This is a genomic window from Streptomyces sp. H27-C3, assembly GCF_030063415.1.
GTDB lineage: Bacteria > Actinomycetota > Actinomycetes > Streptomycetales > Streptomycetaceae > Streptomyces.
Window position 1 is genome coordinate 1 of record NZ_JASITA010000026.1, and the last position, 18,340, is coordinate 18,340.

At 70.6% G+C, this 18,340-nt stretch carries 17 protein-coding genes and 1 pseudogene; 4 read left to right on the top strand and 14 right to left on the bottom strand.

Translation table 11 applies throughout. The annotated features are described in order from the left end of the window. Window positions 1–16: 16 nt before the first annotated feature. The 6 genes from QMK30_RS24050 to QMK30_RS24075 all read right to left on the bottom strand — a co-directional run bounded on the left by QMK30_RS24050 (window position 17) and on the right by QMK30_RS24075 (window position 5,495). Window positions 17–1,096, bottom strand: a complete 1,080-nt coding sequence (locus QMK30_RS24050; RefSeq protein ID WP_283520390.1) for a Zn-dependent alcohol dehydrogenase — start codon at window positions 1,094–1,096, stop codon at window positions 17–19. 67 nt (window positions 1,097–1,163) lie between these two features. Next, entirely contained in the window at window positions 1,164–2,576 is a 1,413-nt protein-coding gene (locus QMK30_RS24055) for an aldehyde dehydrogenase family protein (protein WP_283520391.1), read from the bottom strand. A gap of 42 nt (window positions 2,577–2,618) precedes the next feature. After that, window positions 2,619–3,464 (bottom strand): dioxygenase family protein, encoded by an 846-nt coding sequence (locus QMK30_RS24060; RefSeq protein WP_283520392.1) that lies wholly within the window; start codon window positions 3,462–3,464, stop codon window positions 2,619–2,621. Window positions 3,465–3,509: 45 nt separating this feature from the next. Next, the gene (locus QMK30_RS24065) at window positions 3,510–4,412 is read right to left on the bottom strand and encodes a helix-turn-helix domain-containing protein (protein WP_283520393.1); all 903 of its coding nucleotides are present in this window, start codon (window positions 4,410–4,412) and stop codon (window positions 3,510–3,512) included. 10 nt (window positions 4,413–4,422) lie between these two features. Further along, a complete protein-coding gene (locus tag QMK30_RS24070) occupies window positions 4,423–4,668 on the bottom strand; it encodes a DUF397 domain-containing protein (protein WP_283520394.1) in 246 nt (81 codons plus the stop codon). Then, entirely contained in the window at window positions 4,665–5,495 is an 831-nt protein-coding gene (locus tag QMK30_RS24075) for a helix-turn-helix domain-containing protein (RefSeq protein ID WP_283520395.1), read from the bottom strand. Before QMK30_RS24075 ends, QMK30_RS24070 begins: the two co-directional genes overlap by 4 nt. Before the next feature lie 157 nt (window positions 5,496–5,652). Here QMK30_RS24075 and QMK30_RS24080 point away from each other — a divergent pair, with 157 nt between their 5' ends. Then, complete coding sequence (locus tag QMK30_RS24080) at window positions 5,653–6,153, top strand: ATP-binding protein (RefSeq protein WP_283520396.1); 501 nt, start codon at window positions 5,653–5,655, stop codon at window positions 6,151–6,153. Here the strand turns inward: QMK30_RS24080 and QMK30_RS24085 are convergent. From QMK30_RS24085 to QMK30_RS24115, 7 genes and pseudogenes are all read right to left on the bottom strand, one after another. Continuing rightward, window positions 6,105–6,569, bottom strand: a complete 465-nt coding sequence (locus QMK30_RS24085) for a DUF3574 domain-containing protein (RefSeq protein ID WP_283520397.1) — start codon at window positions 6,567–6,569, stop codon at window positions 6,105–6,107. The two genes, QMK30_RS24080 and QMK30_RS24085, sit on opposite strands and share 49 nt — an antisense overlap. A 164-nt stretch (window positions 6,570–6,733) precedes the next feature. Then, the gene (locus tag QMK30_RS24090) at window positions 6,734–7,459 is read right to left on the bottom strand and encodes a class F sortase (protein ID WP_283520398.1); all 726 of its coding nucleotides are present in this window, start codon (window positions 7,457–7,459) and stop codon (window positions 6,734–6,736) included. Continuing rightward, the gene (locus QMK30_RS24095; RefSeq protein ID WP_283520399.1) at window positions 7,446–8,021 is read right to left on the bottom strand and encodes a hypothetical protein; all 576 of its coding nucleotides are present in this window, start codon (window positions 8,019–8,021) and stop codon (window positions 7,446–7,448) included. The genes QMK30_RS24090 and QMK30_RS24095 overlap by 14 nt, the downstream gene beginning before the upstream one ends. A 264-nt stretch (window positions 8,022–8,285) precedes the next feature. After that, window positions 8,286–9,532 (bottom strand): annotated as a pseudogene (locus QMK30_RS24100) (MFS transporter). Further along, window positions 9,532–10,938 (bottom strand): CitMHS family transporter, encoded by a 1,407-nt coding sequence (locus tag QMK30_RS24105; RefSeq protein ID WP_283520400.1) that lies wholly within the window; start codon window positions 10,936–10,938, stop codon window positions 9,532–9,534. Before QMK30_RS24105 ends, QMK30_RS24100 begins: the two are co-directional and overlap by 1 nt. A gap of 120 nt (window positions 10,939–11,058) precedes the next feature. Beyond that, window positions 11,059–13,284: a molybdopterin oxidoreductase family protein gene (locus tag QMK30_RS24110; protein WP_283520401.1), complete on the bottom strand. Its 2,226-nt coding sequence runs from the start codon at window positions 13,282–13,284 to the stop codon at window positions 11,059–11,061. Window positions 13,285–13,410: 126 nt separating this feature from the next. Beyond that, window positions 13,411–14,028 (bottom strand): TetR/AcrR family transcriptional regulator, encoded by a 618-nt coding sequence (locus QMK30_RS24115; protein ID WP_283520402.1) that lies wholly within the window; start codon window positions 14,026–14,028, stop codon window positions 13,411–13,413. A gap of 146 nt (window positions 14,029–14,174) precedes the next feature. On the opposite strand from QMK30_RS24115, the gene hmgA reads away from it, so the two are divergent. The 3 genes from hmgA to QMK30_RS24130 are packed head-to-tail and all read left to right on the top strand — an operon-like array spanning window position 14,175 to window position 17,573. Beyond that, a complete protein-coding gene (gene hmgA, locus QMK30_RS24120; protein WP_283520403.1) occupies window positions 14,175–15,494 on the top strand; it encodes a homogentisate 1,2-dioxygenase in 1,320 nt (439 codons plus the stop codon). A gap of 48 nt (window positions 15,495–15,542) precedes the next feature. Then, a complete protein-coding gene (locus tag QMK30_RS24125; RefSeq protein WP_283520404.1) occupies window positions 15,543–16,292 on the top strand; it encodes a GntR family transcriptional regulator in 750 nt (249 codons plus the stop codon). A gap of 54 nt (window positions 16,293–16,346) precedes the next feature. After that, a complete protein-coding gene (locus QMK30_RS24130; RefSeq protein ID WP_283520405.1) occupies window positions 16,347–17,573 on the top strand; it encodes a type ISP restriction/modification enzyme in 1,227 nt (408 codons plus the stop codon). A 255-nt stretch (window positions 17,574–17,828) separates the two neighbouring features. Here QMK30_RS24130 and QMK30_RS24135 read toward each other — a convergent pair whose 3' ends face one another. After that, complete coding sequence (locus tag QMK30_RS24135; RefSeq protein WP_283520406.1) at window positions 17,829–18,092, bottom strand: hypothetical protein; 264 nt, start codon at window positions 18,090–18,092, stop codon at window positions 17,829–17,831. Window positions 18,093–18,340: the final 248 nt, after the last annotated feature.

The following is an 18,340-nucleotide window of genomic DNA, read 5'->3' on the forward strand; positions in this document are numbered from 1 at the left end:
CCACTCCCCCGCACCCCTAGAACACCACCAGCGCCCGGCCCCCCTTACCCGCGATCATGTTGTCGAACGCCGCGGGAATCCCGTCGAGCCCGATCCGCTCGGTGACCATGCTCCCCAAATCGAGTCGCCCGGCCCGCACATGCTCCGCGATGACCGGCAGATCCCGCTCCGGAGTGCAGTCCCCGTACACACACCCCGACAGCGTCCGCCCGAAGTGGAAAAGCTCCAGTGCGTGGAAAGTGACCTGCTGGTCCTTGCCGCCGATCCCGACCACCGTCGCCCGCCCGCCCCGCCGCGTGGAATCCCACGCCGCACGGATGGTGACGGCCCGCCCCACGCACTCGATGGCGACGTCCGCCCCGTGCCCGCCGGTCAGCTTCCGGATCTCCTTGGCCGTCGTGTCGGAGGCGATCAGGAAGTCCGTGGCCCCGGCGGCCCGCGCCAACTCCTCCTTCGACGCCGACACATCGACGGCGACAATCCGCCCCGCACCGGCGATCCGCGCCGACTGCAGGACGGCGAGGCCGACCCCGCCGACCCCGAAGACCACGACCGACTCCCCCGCACGGACCCGCGCACTGTGGTGCACCGCCCCGTACCCGGTGAGGATCGCGCAGCCGAGCAGCGCCGCGTCAGTGAGCGGGATGCCGTCCGGGACCGGCAGCACACAGTTCGCGGCGACGACGGTCTCCTCGGCGAACGCCGCGACGTTCAGGCCCGGACGCAGGTCCGTCCCGTCGGCCGTACGGGCATACACATTCCCCGCGCCGGCGAGCGCGCTGGCGCACAGCCACACCTCACCGAGGCCGCAGTAATGGCAGTTGCCGCACGACGGCGCCCAGTTGAGGACCACGCCGTCGCCGGCGGCGACATGCGTGACGCCCTCACCGACGGATACGACCGTGCCCGCCCCCTCGTGTCCGAGGACGGCCGGGACCGGCACCCGCATGGTGCCGTTGGTGAGGGACAGGTCGGAGTGGCAGACCCCGGCGGCGGCGAGACGGATCCTCACCTGGCCGGGGCCCGGCTCCGGGAGTTCGATGTCGGTGATCGCCAGCGGAGCGCCGACGGCGGACAGGACTGCGGCACGAACCATGGTGCGTTGCTCCCGTGGGGTCTCAGGGCTGGTCGGAACTGATCGATCAAAGACTCAGAACTGGAACTCAGAACTGGAGGGACTTGGTCTGGAGGTACTCGGAGAGGCCGTGCGCCCCCAGCTCGCGGCCGACCCCCGACTGCTTGTAGCCACCGAAGGGCGCGAGCGGGTTGAAACGGCCCCCGTTGATGTCGACCTGCCCGGTGTCCATGCGCCGGGCGAAGGCGACCGCCTCCGCGTCGTCCGCCGCCCAGACCGCACCCGCGAGCCCGTAGACCGTACCGTTGGCGATCCGCAGCGCGTCCGCCTCGTCCTCGTACGCGATGAGCGAGAGAACCGGGCCGAATATCTCCTCCTGGGCGATCGTCATCCCGGGCGTGACGTCCGCGAAGACGGTGGGGCTGACGTAGTAGCCCTTCTCGTGGGGCGCATCGGGCCCGCCCGCGACCAGCCTCGCGCCCTCCTCGACACCCTTCGCGATATAGCCCCGCACGCGCGCGTGCTGCTTGGCGTTGACGACGGGGCCAAGACGGCTGTTCTCGTCGTGCGGGTCGCCCGCGACGTACTTCGCGACCGCCCCGGCGGCAAGCGCCACGGCCTCGTCGTACTGGTCCCGGTGGACCAGCATCCGGGTCCAGGCACTGCATGTCTGGCCGGAGTTGGACATGACGTTGGCGACGCCGACCTTGACGGCCTTGGCCAGGTCCGCGCTGGGCAGCACGACGTTCGCGGACTTGCCGCCCAGTTCCAGAGCGACCCGCTTGACGGCGGCGCCGGCCGTCGCGCCGATCTGCTTGCCGACGGCCGTGGAGCCGGTGAAGGAGACCAGGTCGACGCCCTCGTGCTCGGCGAGCGCCTGCCCCGCGACCAGGCCGAGCCCGGTGACCAGGTTGAACACCCCGGCCGGGATACCGGCCTCGCCCACGGCCTCAGCGAAGAGCTGCGCGGTCAGCGGGGTGTCCTCGGCGGGCTTGAGGACCACCGTGCAGCCCGCCGCGAGGGCCGGAGCGACCTTCGCGACGATCTGGTGCAGCGGGTAGTTCCAGGGCGTGATCGCGCCGACGACACCCACCGGCTCCATGAAGACCGTCGAATTGCCGGTCTTCTCCTCGAAGGAGTACGTTGCCGCCAGCTCGGCGTACGACCCGGCGACCAGGATCGGCACCCCCGCGTGCACCATCTGCGAGAAGCCCAGCGGCGAGCCCAGCTCGGCGGTGACGGTCAGCGCGATCTCGTCCTTGCGGGCCACCAGCGCGTCGCGCAGCGCGGCTATCCGCGCGGCACGCTCGGCGGGTGGGGTCGCGGCCCAGCCCGGAAAGGCGTCACGTGCGGCCCGCACGGCGGCGTCCACATCCTCGGCGGTCCCGGCCGGGACATGGCCGATGACCTGCTCGTCGGCCGGGTTCACGACCGCGATCGTGTCCTGGCCTGCGGCGGGGCGCCACTGACCGCCGATGTACATCCCGTCATGGGCCTTCATCGCTATTCCTCCAGGGCTGGCCGTAGTCGTCCACGCCCCAAACTAGCGGTGATAGTTTTTTGACGCCAGAGGCGCAGCGACCGGCGGCCTACTGCGCCAGAGAGCGGGTACGTTCGGCGGCTCCCACCCTGCCTGCGCGGAGTGCGGCTGGAGGCACGCGTACGTGCGCCCGCCATAGGTCGCCCGGTCCCCCGCCCGGTACGCCGTCCCCGCCTTCCATGATCCGCCCGGCGGATCACCGGGATCGCCCGGCCCCGGGTCCTGCGGCACGTTCAGTACGACGTCGTAGCTCGCCTCCCGCGCCGGACCATTGGCCCGGACCGTCATCAGCAGTTCCGGATCGAAGATGGTGTCGGTGTTGTTGCGCGGCTCACCCGGGAAGTACAGCTGTGTGGTCAGCACGGGGCGGCTGGGCGCCTGCACCTTCACATGGATGTGGCGCCTACGCCCCGGATACAGCCCCGGGACGATGGTGGTCAGCGCGAATCGCCCCTGTACGTCAGTGAACTGGTGCCCACGGAAGCGGTAACCGCTGTTGTCGTACGCTCCGTTGGTGTCCGCCTGCCAGAAATCCAGCAGCGCGTTGGCGATCGGCCGGCAGGCCGTCCCGAAGACGAAGCCGGAGACGGTCAGCCGGGTGCCCTGGGTGTTCGCGTCGACGAGAGAGGTACGCCGCGGCGAGTTCGGCTTGAAGTACGGCCCCTCGGTCTGCGCCGGCGTCGGGTCGTCCCCGTCGTCGCAGGCCGGGGTGAAGACGGGTAACCCGCCGCTGTCACGCGCGGGCTGTGCCAGCGCCGGTACGCCGGCCATCGCGATCGGCACCGAAGCACCTACCGCGAAGGCGGCTCTCAGTATCGTTTTGCGGCTCGGACGACTGTCACGGTCCATGGACGGGCTCCTTGACTACGTGCGATTCGGGGGATTGGTCCGAACCTACGCACGGGGCCGGGAGCGGTCGATGGACGGAATGCGGTAGTCGTGGTGCGAAGCACCGCTCCCCCGCCGGAACTCGCTGGGGCTGAGTCCCGTCTCCCGCCGGAAGTACCGGCAGAAGTACGCGGGATCGGCGAACCCGACCTCCCCCGCCACCTGCCGCACGGTCAGTTCGGTCAGCGCGAGCAGCCGCTTCGCCTCGTGCGTTCTCGTCTGCCGGACGAGCTGCCCCGGGGTACGGCCGGTGACCTGCTTGACAACCTCGTTGAGATACCCGACGCTCACCCCGATCCGCGCGGCGCAGTCCCGCACCGACCGCACACCCGGCCCCGGCCCGGCCAGCATCCGGACGAACTCCTGCGTCACGGCGTCCGCCCTTCGCGGACTGCCGGAACCATCACCGCCCAGCTCGGACATGCGCGCGGCGCGCAGGATCAGTACGTGCAGATAGGCGCGCAGAATCTCGGCGAACTGCGGGCGCCCGATGGCGTATTCATGCTCCATCTCGGCGACGATCGGTGCGATGTCCGCCATGCCGGCGTCGGAAAGCGTGAGCCACGGCCGTTCGCCGAGCTTGCGCAGCAGGTCGTGGTCGCCGGGATGGTCGAGCAGGAAGTCGTCGGTGAAGAGGATGACGACACCCTGGAGTTCCGAGACACCCTCCCAGTAATGCACCTGTCCGGGCACGACGAAGCACAGGTGCGGCGGGCGCAGTTCCCACCGGGCGAGATCGATGACATGCGCGCCGGTCCCGCCCGTGACGTGCACGATCTCGTAAAAGGTGTGCCGGTGCGGGAACGCGGCACGGGACATCGGGCCGATGGTGTCGAAGGTGCCGATGGCGAACGGCAACAGGTGCACGGCGGGCACGTCGAGCCGGTGCAGCGGTACGGGTCCATCCATCCGCCCCGCCTCAGCTATGGGTGGCGAGGTCCAGGAAGTCCGCCCAGGCGCGGGGCTGGAGGGTGAGGACGGGGCCGTCCTTGTCCTTGGAGTCGCGGATGTGGACGGTGGTGGGGCGGGTTGCGATCTCTACGCAAGAGTCGCCGTCACCCCCGCTGTAGCTGGACTTGTGCCAGAAGAGGGCTACTTCGACGCAGTTGTCGCCTGACGTTCCGCTGTAAGTGGACTTGAACCACACCAGTTCCGTGGTGCTCATAGCGCTCCTCTGATTCGCTCCATCAGACCCACGGAGTCGAGAGGGCTGAGGGCCTGTGAGCGGAGTGTGGCATACCGCTGGTGCAGTACGGCAGCCTGTTTCGGGTCGGCGATCAATCGGCCGGTCTCCTGTCCTTCGGAATACGCGAGTCGCCTGCCGTCAGGCGTCTCCAGCAGGGCAAGAGGGCCGTCCAGACCTGCGTGGGCTTCACTGTCCGTCGGCATGATCTGCACGGACACGTTCCTCAGGTCGGCGTACGCCAGGATGTAGTCGAGCAATCCACGAGTGACTTCGGTTCCACCGAGTCGCCGCCGGAGGATGTGCTCGTCCATCACGAAACTGAATGAGGTGTTGGGGCGCTCGCGTAGTATCTGCTGCCGTTCGATGCGCGCTACCACCTGAGCTTCCAGTTGCTCGTCAGACAGAGGCGGGATGCGATTTCCAAACGCCGCCCGAGCGTACGTATCCGACTGCAACAGCCCCGGCACCAACCTGCATTCGTAGGTATCCAGGCTGACCGCCTGCTGCTCCAACCGCGCCCATTTCCGGAACCAGGCCGCCAGCCCCGGCTGTCGCGTCAGATGGGCGAACGCCCGCCGCAACGCACCCGTCTCGCCGAACACCGCCTCCGCCCGCTCCACGAACTCCCGGTCCGGCATCCGCCGCCCCAGCTCGATGGACTCGACCGTGTGCTTGGAGAACCGCACCAGCGGCACGAACTCCTCCCGCGTGAGGCCCGCGTGCTCCCGCAGGCCCTGCACGAACGCCCCGAAAGTCCTCAGGCTGTCCGACGACTCCGGCTCATCACGTTCACAGTCCTCGGCCATGTCCGGCCACCCTCCCGGTGAGTAAATCTCCCCGCCCACAACTCACCCAGGGTGACGGAACACACGACGTACTGTCCACCGTTCGCATCCGTACGCTGACGCAGCGTACGGACGTGTCCGCTGGTGGAGCCCGGAGCGTGCCCGCCACGGTGGTCCCATGCACACCGACACGCAGCTGTCCGCCACCCAACCACCCACTACCGTACGTGTGTTCAGGCAGTCGTTCTCCGCCACACACAAGGCCGCCCGGCTGGCCAGACTGCTGGCCGTGCACCAGCTGCACGAGTGGGATGTCCCCTACGGCACCGAGCCCTCCGACCACGCGGCGCTGATCGTCGCGGAGCTCGCCACGAACGCGGTCACGCACGGCCGGGTGCCGGGGCGCGACTTCGAGCTGCGGCTGGCGCTGGACGGTGAGGGCGTGTTGCGCATCGAGGTGAGCGACGCCCGTACGGAACGGCGGCCGGTACCGCCGCACCTCGCCCCACCCACCGGCACAGAGGCGGGCGGCGGGCGGGGCCTGCTGCTCGTCGAGGCGCTGGCCGACGGGTGGGGCGTGCTGGAGCGCGAGGTCGGCAAGACGGTGTGGGCGACTGTGCGGACCCTGAATCAGAAGTCGACCGAGGCCCGGTCTTCGATCCGGGCAACGGACTCCTGACCGAACGCGCGCTGATAGGCGGTACGGATGCGCTCGATCTGCGGGTCGCGCTTCTTCGCCTCGGACGTGGGATACAGCAGGATCAGTTCGTACGAACGCTCGCGCTCGATAACGCCGTTGGCGTCCCGGTACTGCCCGCGCCCCTCCTGGATGGTGAGCCCGGACGGGAAGCTCCGCGTCACCTCGCGGTCGATGAAGCCCATGAACTGCTTGTCGGTGACGTCCGGACCGCCGTCGGGCCGCTCGGTCCCGAAGAACAGCCGCGTCTCGACGTACGCCTTCCCCCGGGCAGCGGCGGACGGGGAAGCTGCTGGGGCTTCGTCGGCGAGCGTGGCGTACGCGGTGGGCGCACCGACGGCGAGCAGCGCACCGGCGGTGGCGGTGGCGATGCGGGCGCGTGTGGTCAGGAGCGGCATGGGGGGTCCCTTCGATACGGATCGACAGGCCTGCCGGAGCGGCAACCACTCTGGCAGCGGGGGAGTTGCCGGGGGGGGCTTCGCGTGGATCCGTACGCGTCCGGCACCTGCTCGGCGCGAACGCCCCCGCCGGAGTCAGTACCGAGGCAAGCGGGCCCGCCGGGTCATGCCGCCTTGGTGACGTCGGTGAGATGGGCGAAGGCGACCACATTGGCCGCGTAGCCCGCCTTGGAGTCGAACGCGCCCCCGCAGGTGAGCAGCCGGAGCTCGGGGCGGCGGGCGGCGCCGTACACCTCCTTGTCGGGGAACTTCGCTTTCTCGTAGGTCCGCACCGAGTCGACCGTGAACACGGCGGTGCGGCCGTCCTCGCGGGTGACCCGGACGGTGTTGCCGGGTTTGAGCATGCCGAGATTGAGGAAGACGGCCGGGCCGGTCCGGGTGTCGCGGTGCCCGACAACCACCGCGGTTCCCACCTCGCCGGGGGTGGGGCCGTCCCGGTGCCAGCCGACCAGGCGCGGGTTGTCCACCGGTGGCGTGATCAGATGCCCCGCCCGGTCGAGCCCCAGCCCGACGACCGGCGCCGCGACATTGAACGCCGGGACGGCGAGCCGCGTCGGGCGCGACGGCGCCAGAGGTGCGGGCGGCGGGGGTGGTACAGGGGACACGGGCGGGGGTGGCGGCGGTGCGGGACGGGGCTCGGCCGGGGGCTTCGACGGTGCCCGCGCCGTCCGGTCGGCGGCCGGACCGGCGGCGACCGGCGAACCGGACGGATGACCGTCCTGGGCCCACCGGACGCCGCCGAAGACCAGCAACAGAGCCAGGACCAGCGTCCTGGCGAGACGCAGGAGGCGTCTGTGCCTGCGCGAGTACCGAGGTCTAGGACGCGCCATCGGCACGGCGTCGGGATCGACGGACGAGGATCAGCCCGGCCGCTCCCGCCAGGCTGGCGGCCATCGTCGCACCGACCCCGAACAGCGAGGGACTGTCGGCGGCGAGCGTGGCTGCGCCACCGCCGCCCGCACCGACGGGCCCGTTCGGCTGGCCAACGCCTCCCGGACAGTCGACCTTGAACACCTTCATCTTGCCGGCGCCGCTCTGCCCCTGGAACTTCCAGGTCAGCTTGTACATCCCGTTGGGCAGCGAGAGCGGGAGGCTCTGCCCGGTGCCGGTAGCGAGTGTGATCTGGCCATCGCGGACCGGACCGGCCTCCTTGGGAGGCTGGGGAACGATGCTCCAGCTGACGTTCTGCAGCGTGTCGAAGTTGAACGCCGCGAGATAGAACTGGCAGACCTTCGGCTCGTTGCGCTGGTCGTTGAAGGGTGTGCCGACAGAGTGGATTTTCACGTCGCCGTTGTCGCCGGGAGCGGCGACGGCCACGGGGATCGCGGTGAGGGCCGCAGCGCCCAGGGTGAAGCCGGCGACGGTGGTGCGCAGTAGAGGTCTGACGGTCATGCGGAGTCCTCCAGAACATGAGGGTGACGGGCGAATAAACCGTTAATCAGACTATTTGCCACACAATCGACACGAGAGACGGCCGCAACGCGCGCCCGTCCGCCGATGTCCCCCGTACGGCCCAACAACTCCAGGAGCGCGGACCCGAACGGCGCCGACGAGGATCCCGGCAACCGGCGCCACGCCCAAGTGGCGGGACGGCACCCCCGGCCGGGGCCTGTGGAACAAGCGGAGAAATAGGTAGTGGAAGGAACACCAGCCGACTCAGGTTCGAGCGTCGCCGGCCCGGCGAGGCGATGGGCGGTTGCCGCTTCCGCCCGCCGAGAGCTCACCCGCACCCGCCACCGCTCTCTCCGGCCGCATCCCCAACCCCGCCGCCACCAGCAGCAGTCCGCCCAGCATCACGAACGGCGCCGCCGTGCCCGCCACCCCGGCCACCAGGCCCGCCGACGCCGGGGCCGCGACCTGGCCGAGGCGGTTGCCCGTGAGGCGTAGGGCCAGGGCCGTGGAGCGGGCTTCGGCCGGGGCCGCCTGGACCACCGTGGTCATCGACAGGGGCTGACCCACGCCCAGGCAGAAGCCGAGCGCCACCAGCATTAGCGCGAGCCCCCACACCGGGACCGGCAGCGCGACGCCCGCGCACAGCAGGGCCGCCAGTAGGCACGTCACCGTCAACAGGGCTCGGCGGCCCACCAGTCGGAGCATGGGGGTCATCACCAGACGGCACGCGATCGTCGCCGCGGCCCGCAGGCTGAGCAGGATGCCGATCGTGGCGGGGGCGATGCCCCGGTGTTCGCCGACGACCGGGAGGTACGCGGTCAGGATGTCGGTCGTGGACAGGACGGCGAGGCTGATGAAGATGCCCGCCGATACCCCGCGCGTCCGCAGGATGCGGTGTACGGGGACCTTGGTCCGCTCCGGAGATGCCTTTGTCGGGGCGCGGTGCTCGATGCGCCACAGTGCCGCGAACGACACCGCCGCGACGCCCGCCGAGACGACCAGGGCGAGTGCGCTCGTACGGGCCATCGCGCCGTCGTACCCCGAGACCAGCAGCCCGGCCGCGACCGGGCCGACGAGCTGGCCGAGAGAGGCGCGGATGGTGAAGTGGCCGAAGTTTCGGTCCTGTTCGGCCGGGGCCGACTGGCGGGCCACGATCGACTGGGCGCCGATGACGAAGCAGAGGTGGCCGAGGCCCATCACCCCGCTCCAAGCGGCCATCGCCGGCGAGGAGTTCGCCATACCGCTGAGCGCGCACCCGGCGGCGATCAGGACGACTCCGGCGGGCAGCAGCGGGGCGCAGCGGCCGTGGTCCGTCCTGCGGCCGAGCGGTACGGCGGCGAACAGGGGCAGCAGCGCGTACACACCCGCGATCACACCGATCGCACGCTCGTCCGCCCCCAGCGCCAGCGCCCGGTAGGACACCGCGGGCGCGCAATCGACACCGCGGCCTGCGCGAAGCTGAACGCGATGACGAGGCGCAGCAACCAGGCCCTGCTGCCCGTTGTTCCCATCAGACGATGCCGAAGAGGATTCCGGCGCCGAGCACCACCAGCGAGGTGAGCGCGGCCCACTTCACGGTGAACTTGGTGTGGTCGCCGAACTCCACCTTGGCCATGCCGACCAGGACGTACACGGCGGGAACGAGCGGGCTCGACATGTGCAGGGCCTGACCCGCCAGCGAGGCGCGGGCGATCTCCAGCGACGAGACGCCGTGCGCGGCGCCGGCCTCGGCGAGGACGGGCAGGACGCCGAAGTAGAAGCCGTCGTTCGACATGAAGTAGGTGAGCGGGAGGCTCAGCAGGCCGGTGACGATGCCCATATGCGGGCCCATGCCCTCGGGGATGGCGCCGACCAGCCAGTCGGCCATGTGCTCGACCATGCCGGTGCCGGTGAGGACGCCGGTGAAGACGGCCGCGGCGAAGACCATGCCGGAGACATTGAGGACGTTGTCGGCGTGGGCGGCGATACGGGCCCGCTGCTCCTTCATGTTCGGATAGTTGACTGTCAGCGCGAGTGCCGCACCGAGGAGGAAGAGGACCGGGATCGGCAGCAGCTCCATGATCATGGCGGCGAGCAGGACGATGGTCATGCCCGCGTTGAACCAGTAGAGCTTGGGGCGCAGGGTGTCGCGGTTCGGGTCGAGGCCCTGGAAGCCGTCGTCGTCCGCGGGGAGTGCGTCCGTACCGTCGACGCCTGCGCCGCCGACGATCTTGCGGCTCTCGGAGCCCCCGCCACCGGCCGTGACCAGGACCGTCTCGGTCTCCTTCTCGCTGTCCGTCTGGACGACCTCGTCGAGCGAGAGGTATCCGAGCCGCTTGCGCTCCCGCTTGCCCAGTACGAAGGCGAGGATGAAGACGAAGAGCAGGCCGACGCCCAGCGCCGGGATCATCGGGACGAAGATGTCGGCCGCGTCCAGCTTGAGCGCGGTGGCCGCGCGGGCCGTGGGGCCGCCCCAGGGGAGGGTGTTCATCACGCCGTTCGCGGTGGCGGCCACGCCGGTCATCACCACCAGGCTCATGCCGAGCCGCTTGTACAGCGGGTACATGGCCGAGACCGTGATCATGAAGGTGGTCGAGCCGTCGCCGTCGAGCGAGACGATCGCGGCGAGCACGGCCGTACCGACAACGATCCTCAGCGGGTCCGCCTTGCAGAAGCGCAGGATGCCCCGGACGATCGGGTCGAACAGGCCGACGTCGATCATCACGCCGAAGTAGACGATGGCGAACATCAGCATCGCGGCGGTCGGCGCGAGGTTCCCGACCCCTTCGAGGACGTACTCGCCGAGCTTCGAGCCCTGCCCGACGAACACACAGAAGAGTGCCGGGATCAGCACCAGCGCCGCGATGGGCGACATCTTCTTCATCATGATCAGGACCAGAAAGGTCGCAATCATGGCGAATCCGAGGATGGTCAGCATGTGAGGTACCTAACGTTCGCCGTTGAACTTCCACCAGACCCGGCGGTTTGTTGACGTTAGGTCGCGCTACCGCGCGTTAACAAGATGTTGACATGCGAGCAATACGAGCAAAACCCCAGGTCATCCCAGAGGTGCTACTTCCACGGGGAATCCGTTGAGCACGGAGGTGCCGGACAGCGGGTCGAGCAGGGACCCGTCGAGGAGCTGGTTCACGTTGACGCCGGGGGTCGCGGCGGCGACCGACATCCGGACGCCGGCCCGGCTGTGGCCCCAGCCGTGCGGCAGGCTCACCACCCCGGTGCGCACCGCGTCGGTCACCTCGACCGGGACCTCCAACTGCCCGCCATCGGCGCTGACTCGCGCCTGCCCGCCGTCGGTCAGTCCAAGGCGCCCCGCGTCGTCCGGGTGGACCTGGAGGGTGCAGCGGTTGCTGCCGCCGGCCAGCGCCGGGATGTTGTGCATCCAGCTGTTGTTGGACCGCAGATGGCGGCGGCCGACGAGGACGAACCCGGCGGGCCGCTCGTCGAGCGTGCGCCGCAGCCGGGGCAGATCGTCGGCGATCGGGGCGGGGAACAGCTCGATCCGGCCGCTGCGGGTCTTGAGTACCTGGGGGATGCGCGGCTTCAGCGGGCCGAGGTCGATGCCGTGAGGGTGCGCGAGGAGCCGCTCCAGGCTCAGCCCGTCCTGTACCGCGCCGAATCCGTCGCCGTACGGGCCGAGGCGCAGCATCAGGTCGAGGCGCCGCTCGGGGCCGGTGCGCCCGGTGAGCTGCCCGGCCAGCTCCTGCGCGTCGCGGCCGTGGACGGGTGAGTGGGCGGTGGCGACGGCCTTGTCCAGCGTCTGGCCGATGGCGAGCGCGTCGACGGCTTCCGGCTCCGCGCCGTGCATCCCATTGACGGCGAGGATGAGCCTGGCGTGGATCTCGCTCTCGTCGAGCCGGCCGTCCTCCAGGGGGACGGCGGGCCGGGTGTAGCGGACCTGGTTGTGCACGGCGAAGCCGTTGAAGGCGAAGTCGTGGTGTGCGCTCTGCACGGGCGGCGGCGGGGGCAGTACGACGTCGGCGTGGCGCGAGGTCTCGTTGAGGTACGGGTCGACGCTGACCAGGAAGTCGAGCCCGGCCAGCGCCTCGTCGAGCCGGTCCCCGTCGGGCGCGGACAACACCGGGTTGGCGGCGACGGTGATCACCGCCCGGATGCGCCCCTCCCCCGGTGTCAGGATCTCCTCGGCGAGCGCCGCGCTCGGGAACTCGCCCTTGGCCTCGGGGTGTCCGCTCACCCTGCTGCGCCACCGGCCGAGCGCGAAGCCCTTGCCGGGCCCGGCGGGGCGGGGCGTGCTCGCGGTGGCGGCGAGCGGGAAGAGGACGCCGCCGGGACGGTCGAGGTTGCCGGTGATGATGTTGAGTACGTCGACCAGCCAGTTGGCCAGGGTGCCGAACTCGACGGTGGAGCTGCCGACGCGCCCGTACACGGCGGCGGTGGGTGCGGCGGCCAGGGCGCGGGCGATGCCCCGGATCTCGTCGGCCGGTACGTCGCAGGCCGCAGCGACGGCTTCCGGCGTGAAGTCCCTTACGGCGTCGCGGACTTCGTCCATGCCCTCGATGTGCTCCTTCAGCACGCCGGGCGCGGTGAGCTTCTCCTCGAAGAGGACCTGCGCGAGGGCGGCGAGCAGCAGGGCATCGGTGCCGGGCCGGATCGGGACGTGCTGGTCGGCGATTTTGGCGGTGCGGGTGCGGCGGGGGTCGACGACGACGAGTGTGCCGCCGCGCCGGCGCAGGGCCTTGAGCTTGCCGGGGAAGTCGGGGGCAGTGCACAGGCTGCCGTTGGAGTCGAGCGGGTTGGCGCCGAGGAGCAGCAGATGATCCGTACGATCCAGGTCGGGCACCGGGATGGCGAAGGCGTCGCCGAAGAGCAGACCGCTGGAGACGTGCTTGGGCATCTGGTCGAGCGTGCTGGCCGTGAAGATGTTGCGGGTGCGCAGGGCGCCGAGCAGGAGGGGCGGGTAGAGCGCGCCGGCCATGGTGTGGACATTGGGGTTGCCGAGGACCACGCCGACGGCGTTCCCTCCGTGCTGCTCGACGATCGGCCGCAGCCGGGCTGCGATCAAGTCGAAAGCCTCGCTCCAGCTCGCGTCCTGGAGCTTCCCGTCCTTGCGGACGAGGGGGCGGCGCAGCCGGTCGGGGTCGGCGTCGACCTCCGCGAAGGCGGCGCCCTTGGGGCAGATGAATCCCTGGCTGAAGACGTCGTCCCGGTCACCGCGGGCGCCGGTGACCGTGCTCCCCTCGATGGTGAGGGTGAGGCCGCAGGTGGCTTCGCAGAGGGGGCAGATGCGCAGGGCGGTACGGGACACGGAGCCCTCCCGGGGCGGTGGCGTACAGACACGGCGTGCGGACGGCGCGACGTACTGAGGGCACGGCCCACGTACAGCCGCGTACAGGCACCACCGAGCATACCGACCAGTACGCACGGTGGGGAGTCATGGGAGCGTACGAGCGAGATACGCCCGCAGCAGCTCCCGGGTCTCGGTGATGATCCCCGGATCGCCCGACGGGTCGGAGCGGAACGCGAGTTGCAGGAGCGCGTCGGTGGCCTCGACCGCCACCAGGACGCTGCGGCGCAACGCCTCGTCCGGGTTGCGGCCGAGGTGCCCCGCGAGCAGGCCGGTGAGACGGTCGGCGACCCGGTGGTTGGGATCGGCGGCCGGGCCGCCCACCGGGATCTGCACGCCGAAGTCGACGAGGGCGAAGCCCGCGGAGGTGCGTTTCATGTCGATGTACTCGTCGAGGATCGCGTCGATGGCGCCGCGCCAGTCGCCGGGCGGTACGGCGGCGACGCGGTGGCCGATCCGCTCGGCGTAGCTGTCGAGATTGCGCCGGGCCAGGGCGTCCGCCATGGCGCGTTTGTTGTCGAAGAAGCGGTAGACGGAGCCGATGGGCACCTCGGCGCGGGCGGCGACGGCCCGGGTGCTCAGGCCGTCGTACCCGGTCTCGTCGAGGAGCTCCGCGCAGGCGTCCAGGATCCGGGCGAGCCGGTCGGCGCTGCGCTGCTGCACAGGGGTCCGGCGGAGTGGGTTCGCCGGCGGCACGGGCTCCATGGGCCGATCATCTCGCGCCCGTCCTCGCGCGCGACCCGCGAACCGTGTGAATTCCGGGAGTGATCGCGTGGCGTGCCACCCGTTGACGCACAGGGCGAGGAATCCTACTGTCAAGCATAGGATTCCTTCGGCACCGGGAGCGGACCATGAACGGCATCGAGCAGGCGAGGAAAACGGCCGAGGCTCTGGCCCATTCCTCGGGCTTCGGCAACGAACACAGCTCGGAGGCAGTTCCCGGCGCCCTGCCGCACGGCCGGAACTCGCCGCAGCGCGCACCGCTCGGCCTGTACGCCGAGCAGCTCAGCGGCAGCGCCTTCACCGAGCCGCGCGCCCACAACCACCGCTCGTGGCTGTACCGGATCAGGCCCTCGGCCGCGCACCCGCCGTTCGTACGGGTCGACAACGGCGGCATCCGCAGCGCGCCCTTCACCGAGACCGTCCCCGACCCCAACCGGCTGCGCTGGAACCCCCTGCCGGAGCCCGCGCCCGGCACCGACTTTCTGGCAGGTCTGTGGACTCTGGGCGGCAACGGTGACGCGACCCAGCGCACCGGCATGGCCGTACACCTCTACCACGCCAACTCCTCCATGGCGGAGCGGGTGTTCAGCGACGCCGACGGCGAACTGCTGATCGTCCCGGAGCGCGGCGGTCTGCTGCTGCGCACCGAATTCGGTCTGCTGCGCGCCGAGCCTGGCCACATCGCCCTGATCCCGCGCGGGGTACGTTTCCGCGTCGAGCTGCTCGACGGGAGTGCCCGCGGTTACATCTGTGAGAACTACGGGCAGCCCTTCCAGCTCCCCGACCTGGGCCCGATCGGCGCCAACGGCCTTGCCAACGCACGGGACTTCCTGGCCCCGGTCGCTGCGTACGAGGACACCGAAGGCCCGGTGGAGGTGGTCAACAAGTTCTGCGGGAACCTCTGGTCGGCGACCTACGACCACTCGCCCCTCGATGTCGTCGCCTGGCACGGCAACCACGTCCCGTACGTCTACGACCTGCACCGTTTCAATGTCCTTGGCTCCATCAGCTACGACCACCCGGATCCGTCGATCTTCACCGTGCTGACCTCGCCGTCCGACACCCCGGGCCTGGCCGGCGTCGACTTCGTGGTCTTCGCGCCGCGCTGGCTGGTCGGTGAGGACACCTTCCGCCCGCCGTACTTCCACCGCAATGTGATGAGCGAGTACATGGGCCTGATCGAGGGCGCCTACGACGCGAAGGCCGAGGGCTTCGTCCCCGGCGGCGGCTCGCTGCACAACATGATGTCCGCGCACGGGCCCGACCGGGAGACGTTCGACCGGGCGAGCGCCGCGGAGCTGAAGCCGCAGAAGATCGACGACGGGCTGGCCTTCATGTTCGAGACGCGCTGGCCGGTGACGGCCACCGGGCAGGCGGCGAACGCCGGTCATCTGCAGACGTCGTACGACGACGTGTGGCAGGGTCTGCAACGCCACTTCCGGTCGTAGCCCTGGCACACCAAGCCGCAGCCCTGCCGTCCCCCTCGGAGAAGACCCTTGACCGCCTTCGCCCCCGACTCGCTGGTCCTGAACCGGAAGCTTCCGCTCTGGTATCAGGTCTCGCAGTCCCTGCGCGCCTCCATACTGGGCCGCTCACCCGGCGCGTCGCTGCGGCTGCCCACCGAGGAGCAGCTCGCCACGCACTACGGGGTGAGCGTGCTCACCATGCGCCAGGCACTCAAGGAGCTGGAGGCGGAGGGCCTGATCAGCAGGCACCGGCGGCGCGGCACCTTCATCGAGCCGGGTGCGCGCCGGGGCGCCCCGCGCAAGCTGCTCGGCTCGATCGACGCGATCGTGGCCCAGCAGTCGGGTGAGCTGACGACGATCCTGGGCCAAGGGCCGGCGCCCGTCCCCGGCGAACTCGTCGAGTACTTCCCGGACGTCGCCGAAGTCGTCCTGTACAAGCGGCTGCGCTGCGACGGTGAGAGCGGCGAGCCCACCAACTGGGCGGAGAACGCGGTGCGTTCGGAGATCGCAGCATCGGTGGACATCGCCGATCTTGAGCGCTGGCCGATGACCAAGGTGCTGCGCGACGTCGTCGGAGTGCGGATCAGCAAGATCACCGACACGGTCGAGGCCACACTTGCCGACCCCGTCACCGCCGACCTTTTGAAGGTCCCGCTGCTCAGCCCGATCCTGCACTACACGGGCGTGACATACGACCAGGACGGCCGGGTGGTGGACGTGGCCCGCATCCGCTACCGGGGCGACCGCTTCTCCTTCTCGGTGACGCTCGACGCGCACTGAGCCGGACCGATGGCGGCCTCGACGCGCAGCGGCTCCGGCAGGGAGGATGTCCGGATGACGGCGACGCGGTCGGGCGGCGCGACCGGGACCGACCCGCTCGCGGAGGCACCGCTGCTCGACGAACTGATGCCCTGGTCGGTGGCGCCCCTGCGGCTGGGCCGCCACTGGGTCCTCGCACCGGACATCCGTACACTGCGGGCCCGTTGGGACGCGCTGGTACGGGCCGAAGGCCCCGAGCGCGCGGCGCTGTTCCGCGAGAGCCGGGCCCGCACGGTGCGCAGCGCGGTCACCGCGCTGCCGGGGCAGCCCACCGGGACCGGGGGGTTCGCCAGGGAGCACGGCCCCTGCCCGGAGCCGGTGCGGTTTCTGCACGGGCCGTTCGACGAGCAGTGGCTGATCCCCGACCACCGGCTGATCGACGCCGCCCGCCCCGAGCTGTGGCGGGTGGCGGGCGCCGGGCAGCTCTTCGCCGTCGAGCAGGGGTACGTGCCCCGGGCGACGGGGCCCGCGCTGCTGGTCGGCGCCCTGCTGCCGGACGACCGCTCCCCCGCCGGACGGCCCGCCCGCGTCCGGCCCCTGTACCGCCGCCCGGGCGGGCACGAACCGAACCTCGCGCCGGGGCTGACGGAGCTACTGAGCGGCCGTTACGGGCACGCGGTCGCCGCCGACGAGGTGCTGGCCTGGGCGGTCGCCGCCGCGGCCCCCTCCCCCTCGGGCGCCGTCGTGCCCCTGCCGGCCGACCCCGCGCTCTGGGCGGCGGGCGTCGAGCTCGGCCGCCGCATGACGGCGGTCCAGCTGCGCGGCGCACACGGCGGCGAACGCCCCCGGCTACCCGGCGGCAGGCGCCCCTATGTGCGTACCGCCGTCCCCGATCACCCGCAGGAGCTGAGTTACGACGCGGAGGACGAGGTCCTGCACATCGGCGAAGGCCGCGTCTCCCCGGTGCCCCCGGCCGCCTGGGACTTCCGGGTGGGCGGGGTGCGGGTGCTCCGCATGTGGTTCGAGCGGCGTACGGCGCAGGCGGCGCCCGGCACACTGGCGGCGATCCGCCCCACGGGCTGGCCCAAGGAGTGGTCGTCGGAGCTGCTCGAACTCATCACGGTGCTGGCCCTGCTCGGCGAACTTGACCTCGCGCGCCCCGACCTGGCCGGAGCCAAGCGGATCACCCGCGCCGATCTGTCGGAGGCCGGTGTGCTGCCGGTCCCGGGAGCGGTCCGGCGCCCAGCGTCCGTACTCGACCATCACGAGGAGGGCCCCGAGGGGCAGTTCGCCCTGCTCTAGCGCCCAGCGCCGGCCGTCCGCAGACACGCGAACACCGACCGCCGAGCTGCGGCGAGTGGCTGGTCCGATCGAGGGGTGAAGAATCCCGCGCTGGGCGAGCACACCGACGTGCCGCTGTCCGCCCCGGGAATGAAGGGCGTTCGGGCAGCAGCGCTGTGCCGGGACGGTGTGGTCGCCCGAGCGCGTCCGTTCAAATCCGTACTGAATCCGTACTGAACTCTGGACGTGCTGCCGGACGTACCGCTGGGCCGCCGGTCAGCGGCGGCTGCCGAACAGCGAGCGGCGCAGTCGCCGCAGCGGAGCGAAGAGCGAGACGCGCGCGCCTCTGCCTGTTCGCGAGTGCGCGACGTCACGCGAGGTGAGCTCGCGCATCAACAGCGTCGCCTCGGCCGACTCTCGCCGCGGGACGGCTGGGCCGCCGAGCACCGAGAGATGGCGGTCGAGGCGCGAGCTGGTCGCGCTGCTCCCACATGTGATCGCAGGCACTCGTGGCCTGCTGCGCACCGTTATCTGTTCCATTTCACTCCCCACCCGTACGAGGGCACCCGGCCCGGGCAGGTTAACCCTATCGCCCCGCCGTCACACTCAAGTATCCCACCCCGAGGATTCACCACACCTGTACGGAGGTTGACGATCACTCTCCGAATACAACTGATTCCAGGGCGAGTTGGACAGTTCGCCCCTGCCGATGGCAATTGACGTTCAAGGGGGCTTCAGCGGCCCCGGGTTGAGCTAACTTTGAGTGGTTTCTACCGTGCCGCGCCCAG

Bases quoted from the DNA above. Each gene is read 5' to 3' on its own strand.
- QMK30_RS24050 (WP_283520390.1), bottom strand. From the start codon at position 1,096: ATGGTTCGTGCCGCAGTCCTGTCCGCCGTCGGCGCTCCGCTGGCGATC.
- QMK30_RS24060 (WP_283520392.1), bottom strand. From the start codon at position 3,464: ATGGACCGTGACAGTCGTCCGAGCCGCAAAACGATACTGAGAGCCGCC.
- QMK30_RS24055 (WP_283520391.1), bottom strand. From the start codon at position 2,576: ATGAAGGCCCATGACGGGATGTACATCGGCGGTCAGTGGCGCCCCGCC.
- QMK30_RS24135 (WP_283520406.1), bottom strand. From the start codon at position 18,092: ATGGAACAGATAACGGTGCGCAGCAGGCCACGAGTGCCTGCGATCACA.
- QMK30_RS24105 (WP_283520400.1), bottom strand. From the start codon at position 10,938: ATGCTGACCATCCTCGGATTCGCCATGATTGCGACCTTTCTGGTCCTG.
- QMK30_RS24090 (WP_283520398.1), bottom strand. From the start codon at position 7,459: ATGGCGCGTCCTAGACCTCGGTACTCGCGCAGGCACAGACGCCTCCTG.
- QMK30_RS24065 (WP_283520393.1), bottom strand. From the start codon at position 4,412: ATGGATGGACCCGTACCGCTGCACCGGCTCGACGTGCCCGCCGTGCAC.
- QMK30_RS24085 (WP_283520397.1), bottom strand. From the start codon at position 6,569: ATGCCGCTCCTGACCACACGCGCCCGCATCGCCACCGCCACCGCCGGT.
- QMK30_RS24130 (WP_283520405.1), top strand. From the start codon at position 16,347: ATGACGGCGACGCGGTCGGGCGGCGCGACCGGGACCGACCCGCTCGCG.
- QMK30_RS24070 (WP_283520394.1), bottom strand. From the start codon at position 4,668: ATGAGCACCACGGAACTGGTGTGGTTCAAGTCCACTTACAGCGGAACG.
- QMK30_RS24095 (WP_283520399.1), bottom strand. From the start codon at position 8,021: ATGACCGTCAGACCTCTACTGCGCACCACCGTCGCCGGCTTCACCCTG.
- hmgA (WP_283520403.1), top strand. From the start codon at position 14,175: ATGAACGGCATCGAGCAGGCGAGGAAAACGGCCGAGGCTCTGGCCCAT.
- QMK30_RS24080 (WP_283520396.1), top strand. From the start codon at position 5,653: ATGCACACCGACACGCAGCTGTCCGCCACCCAACCACCCACTACCGTA.
- QMK30_RS24075 (WP_283520395.1), bottom strand. From the start codon at position 5,495: ATGGCCGAGGACTGTGAACGTGATGAGCCGGAGTCGTCGGACAGCCTG.
- QMK30_RS24115 (WP_283520402.1), bottom strand. From the start codon at position 14,028: ATGGAGCCCGTGCCGCCGGCGAACCCACTCCGCCGGACCCCTGTGCAG.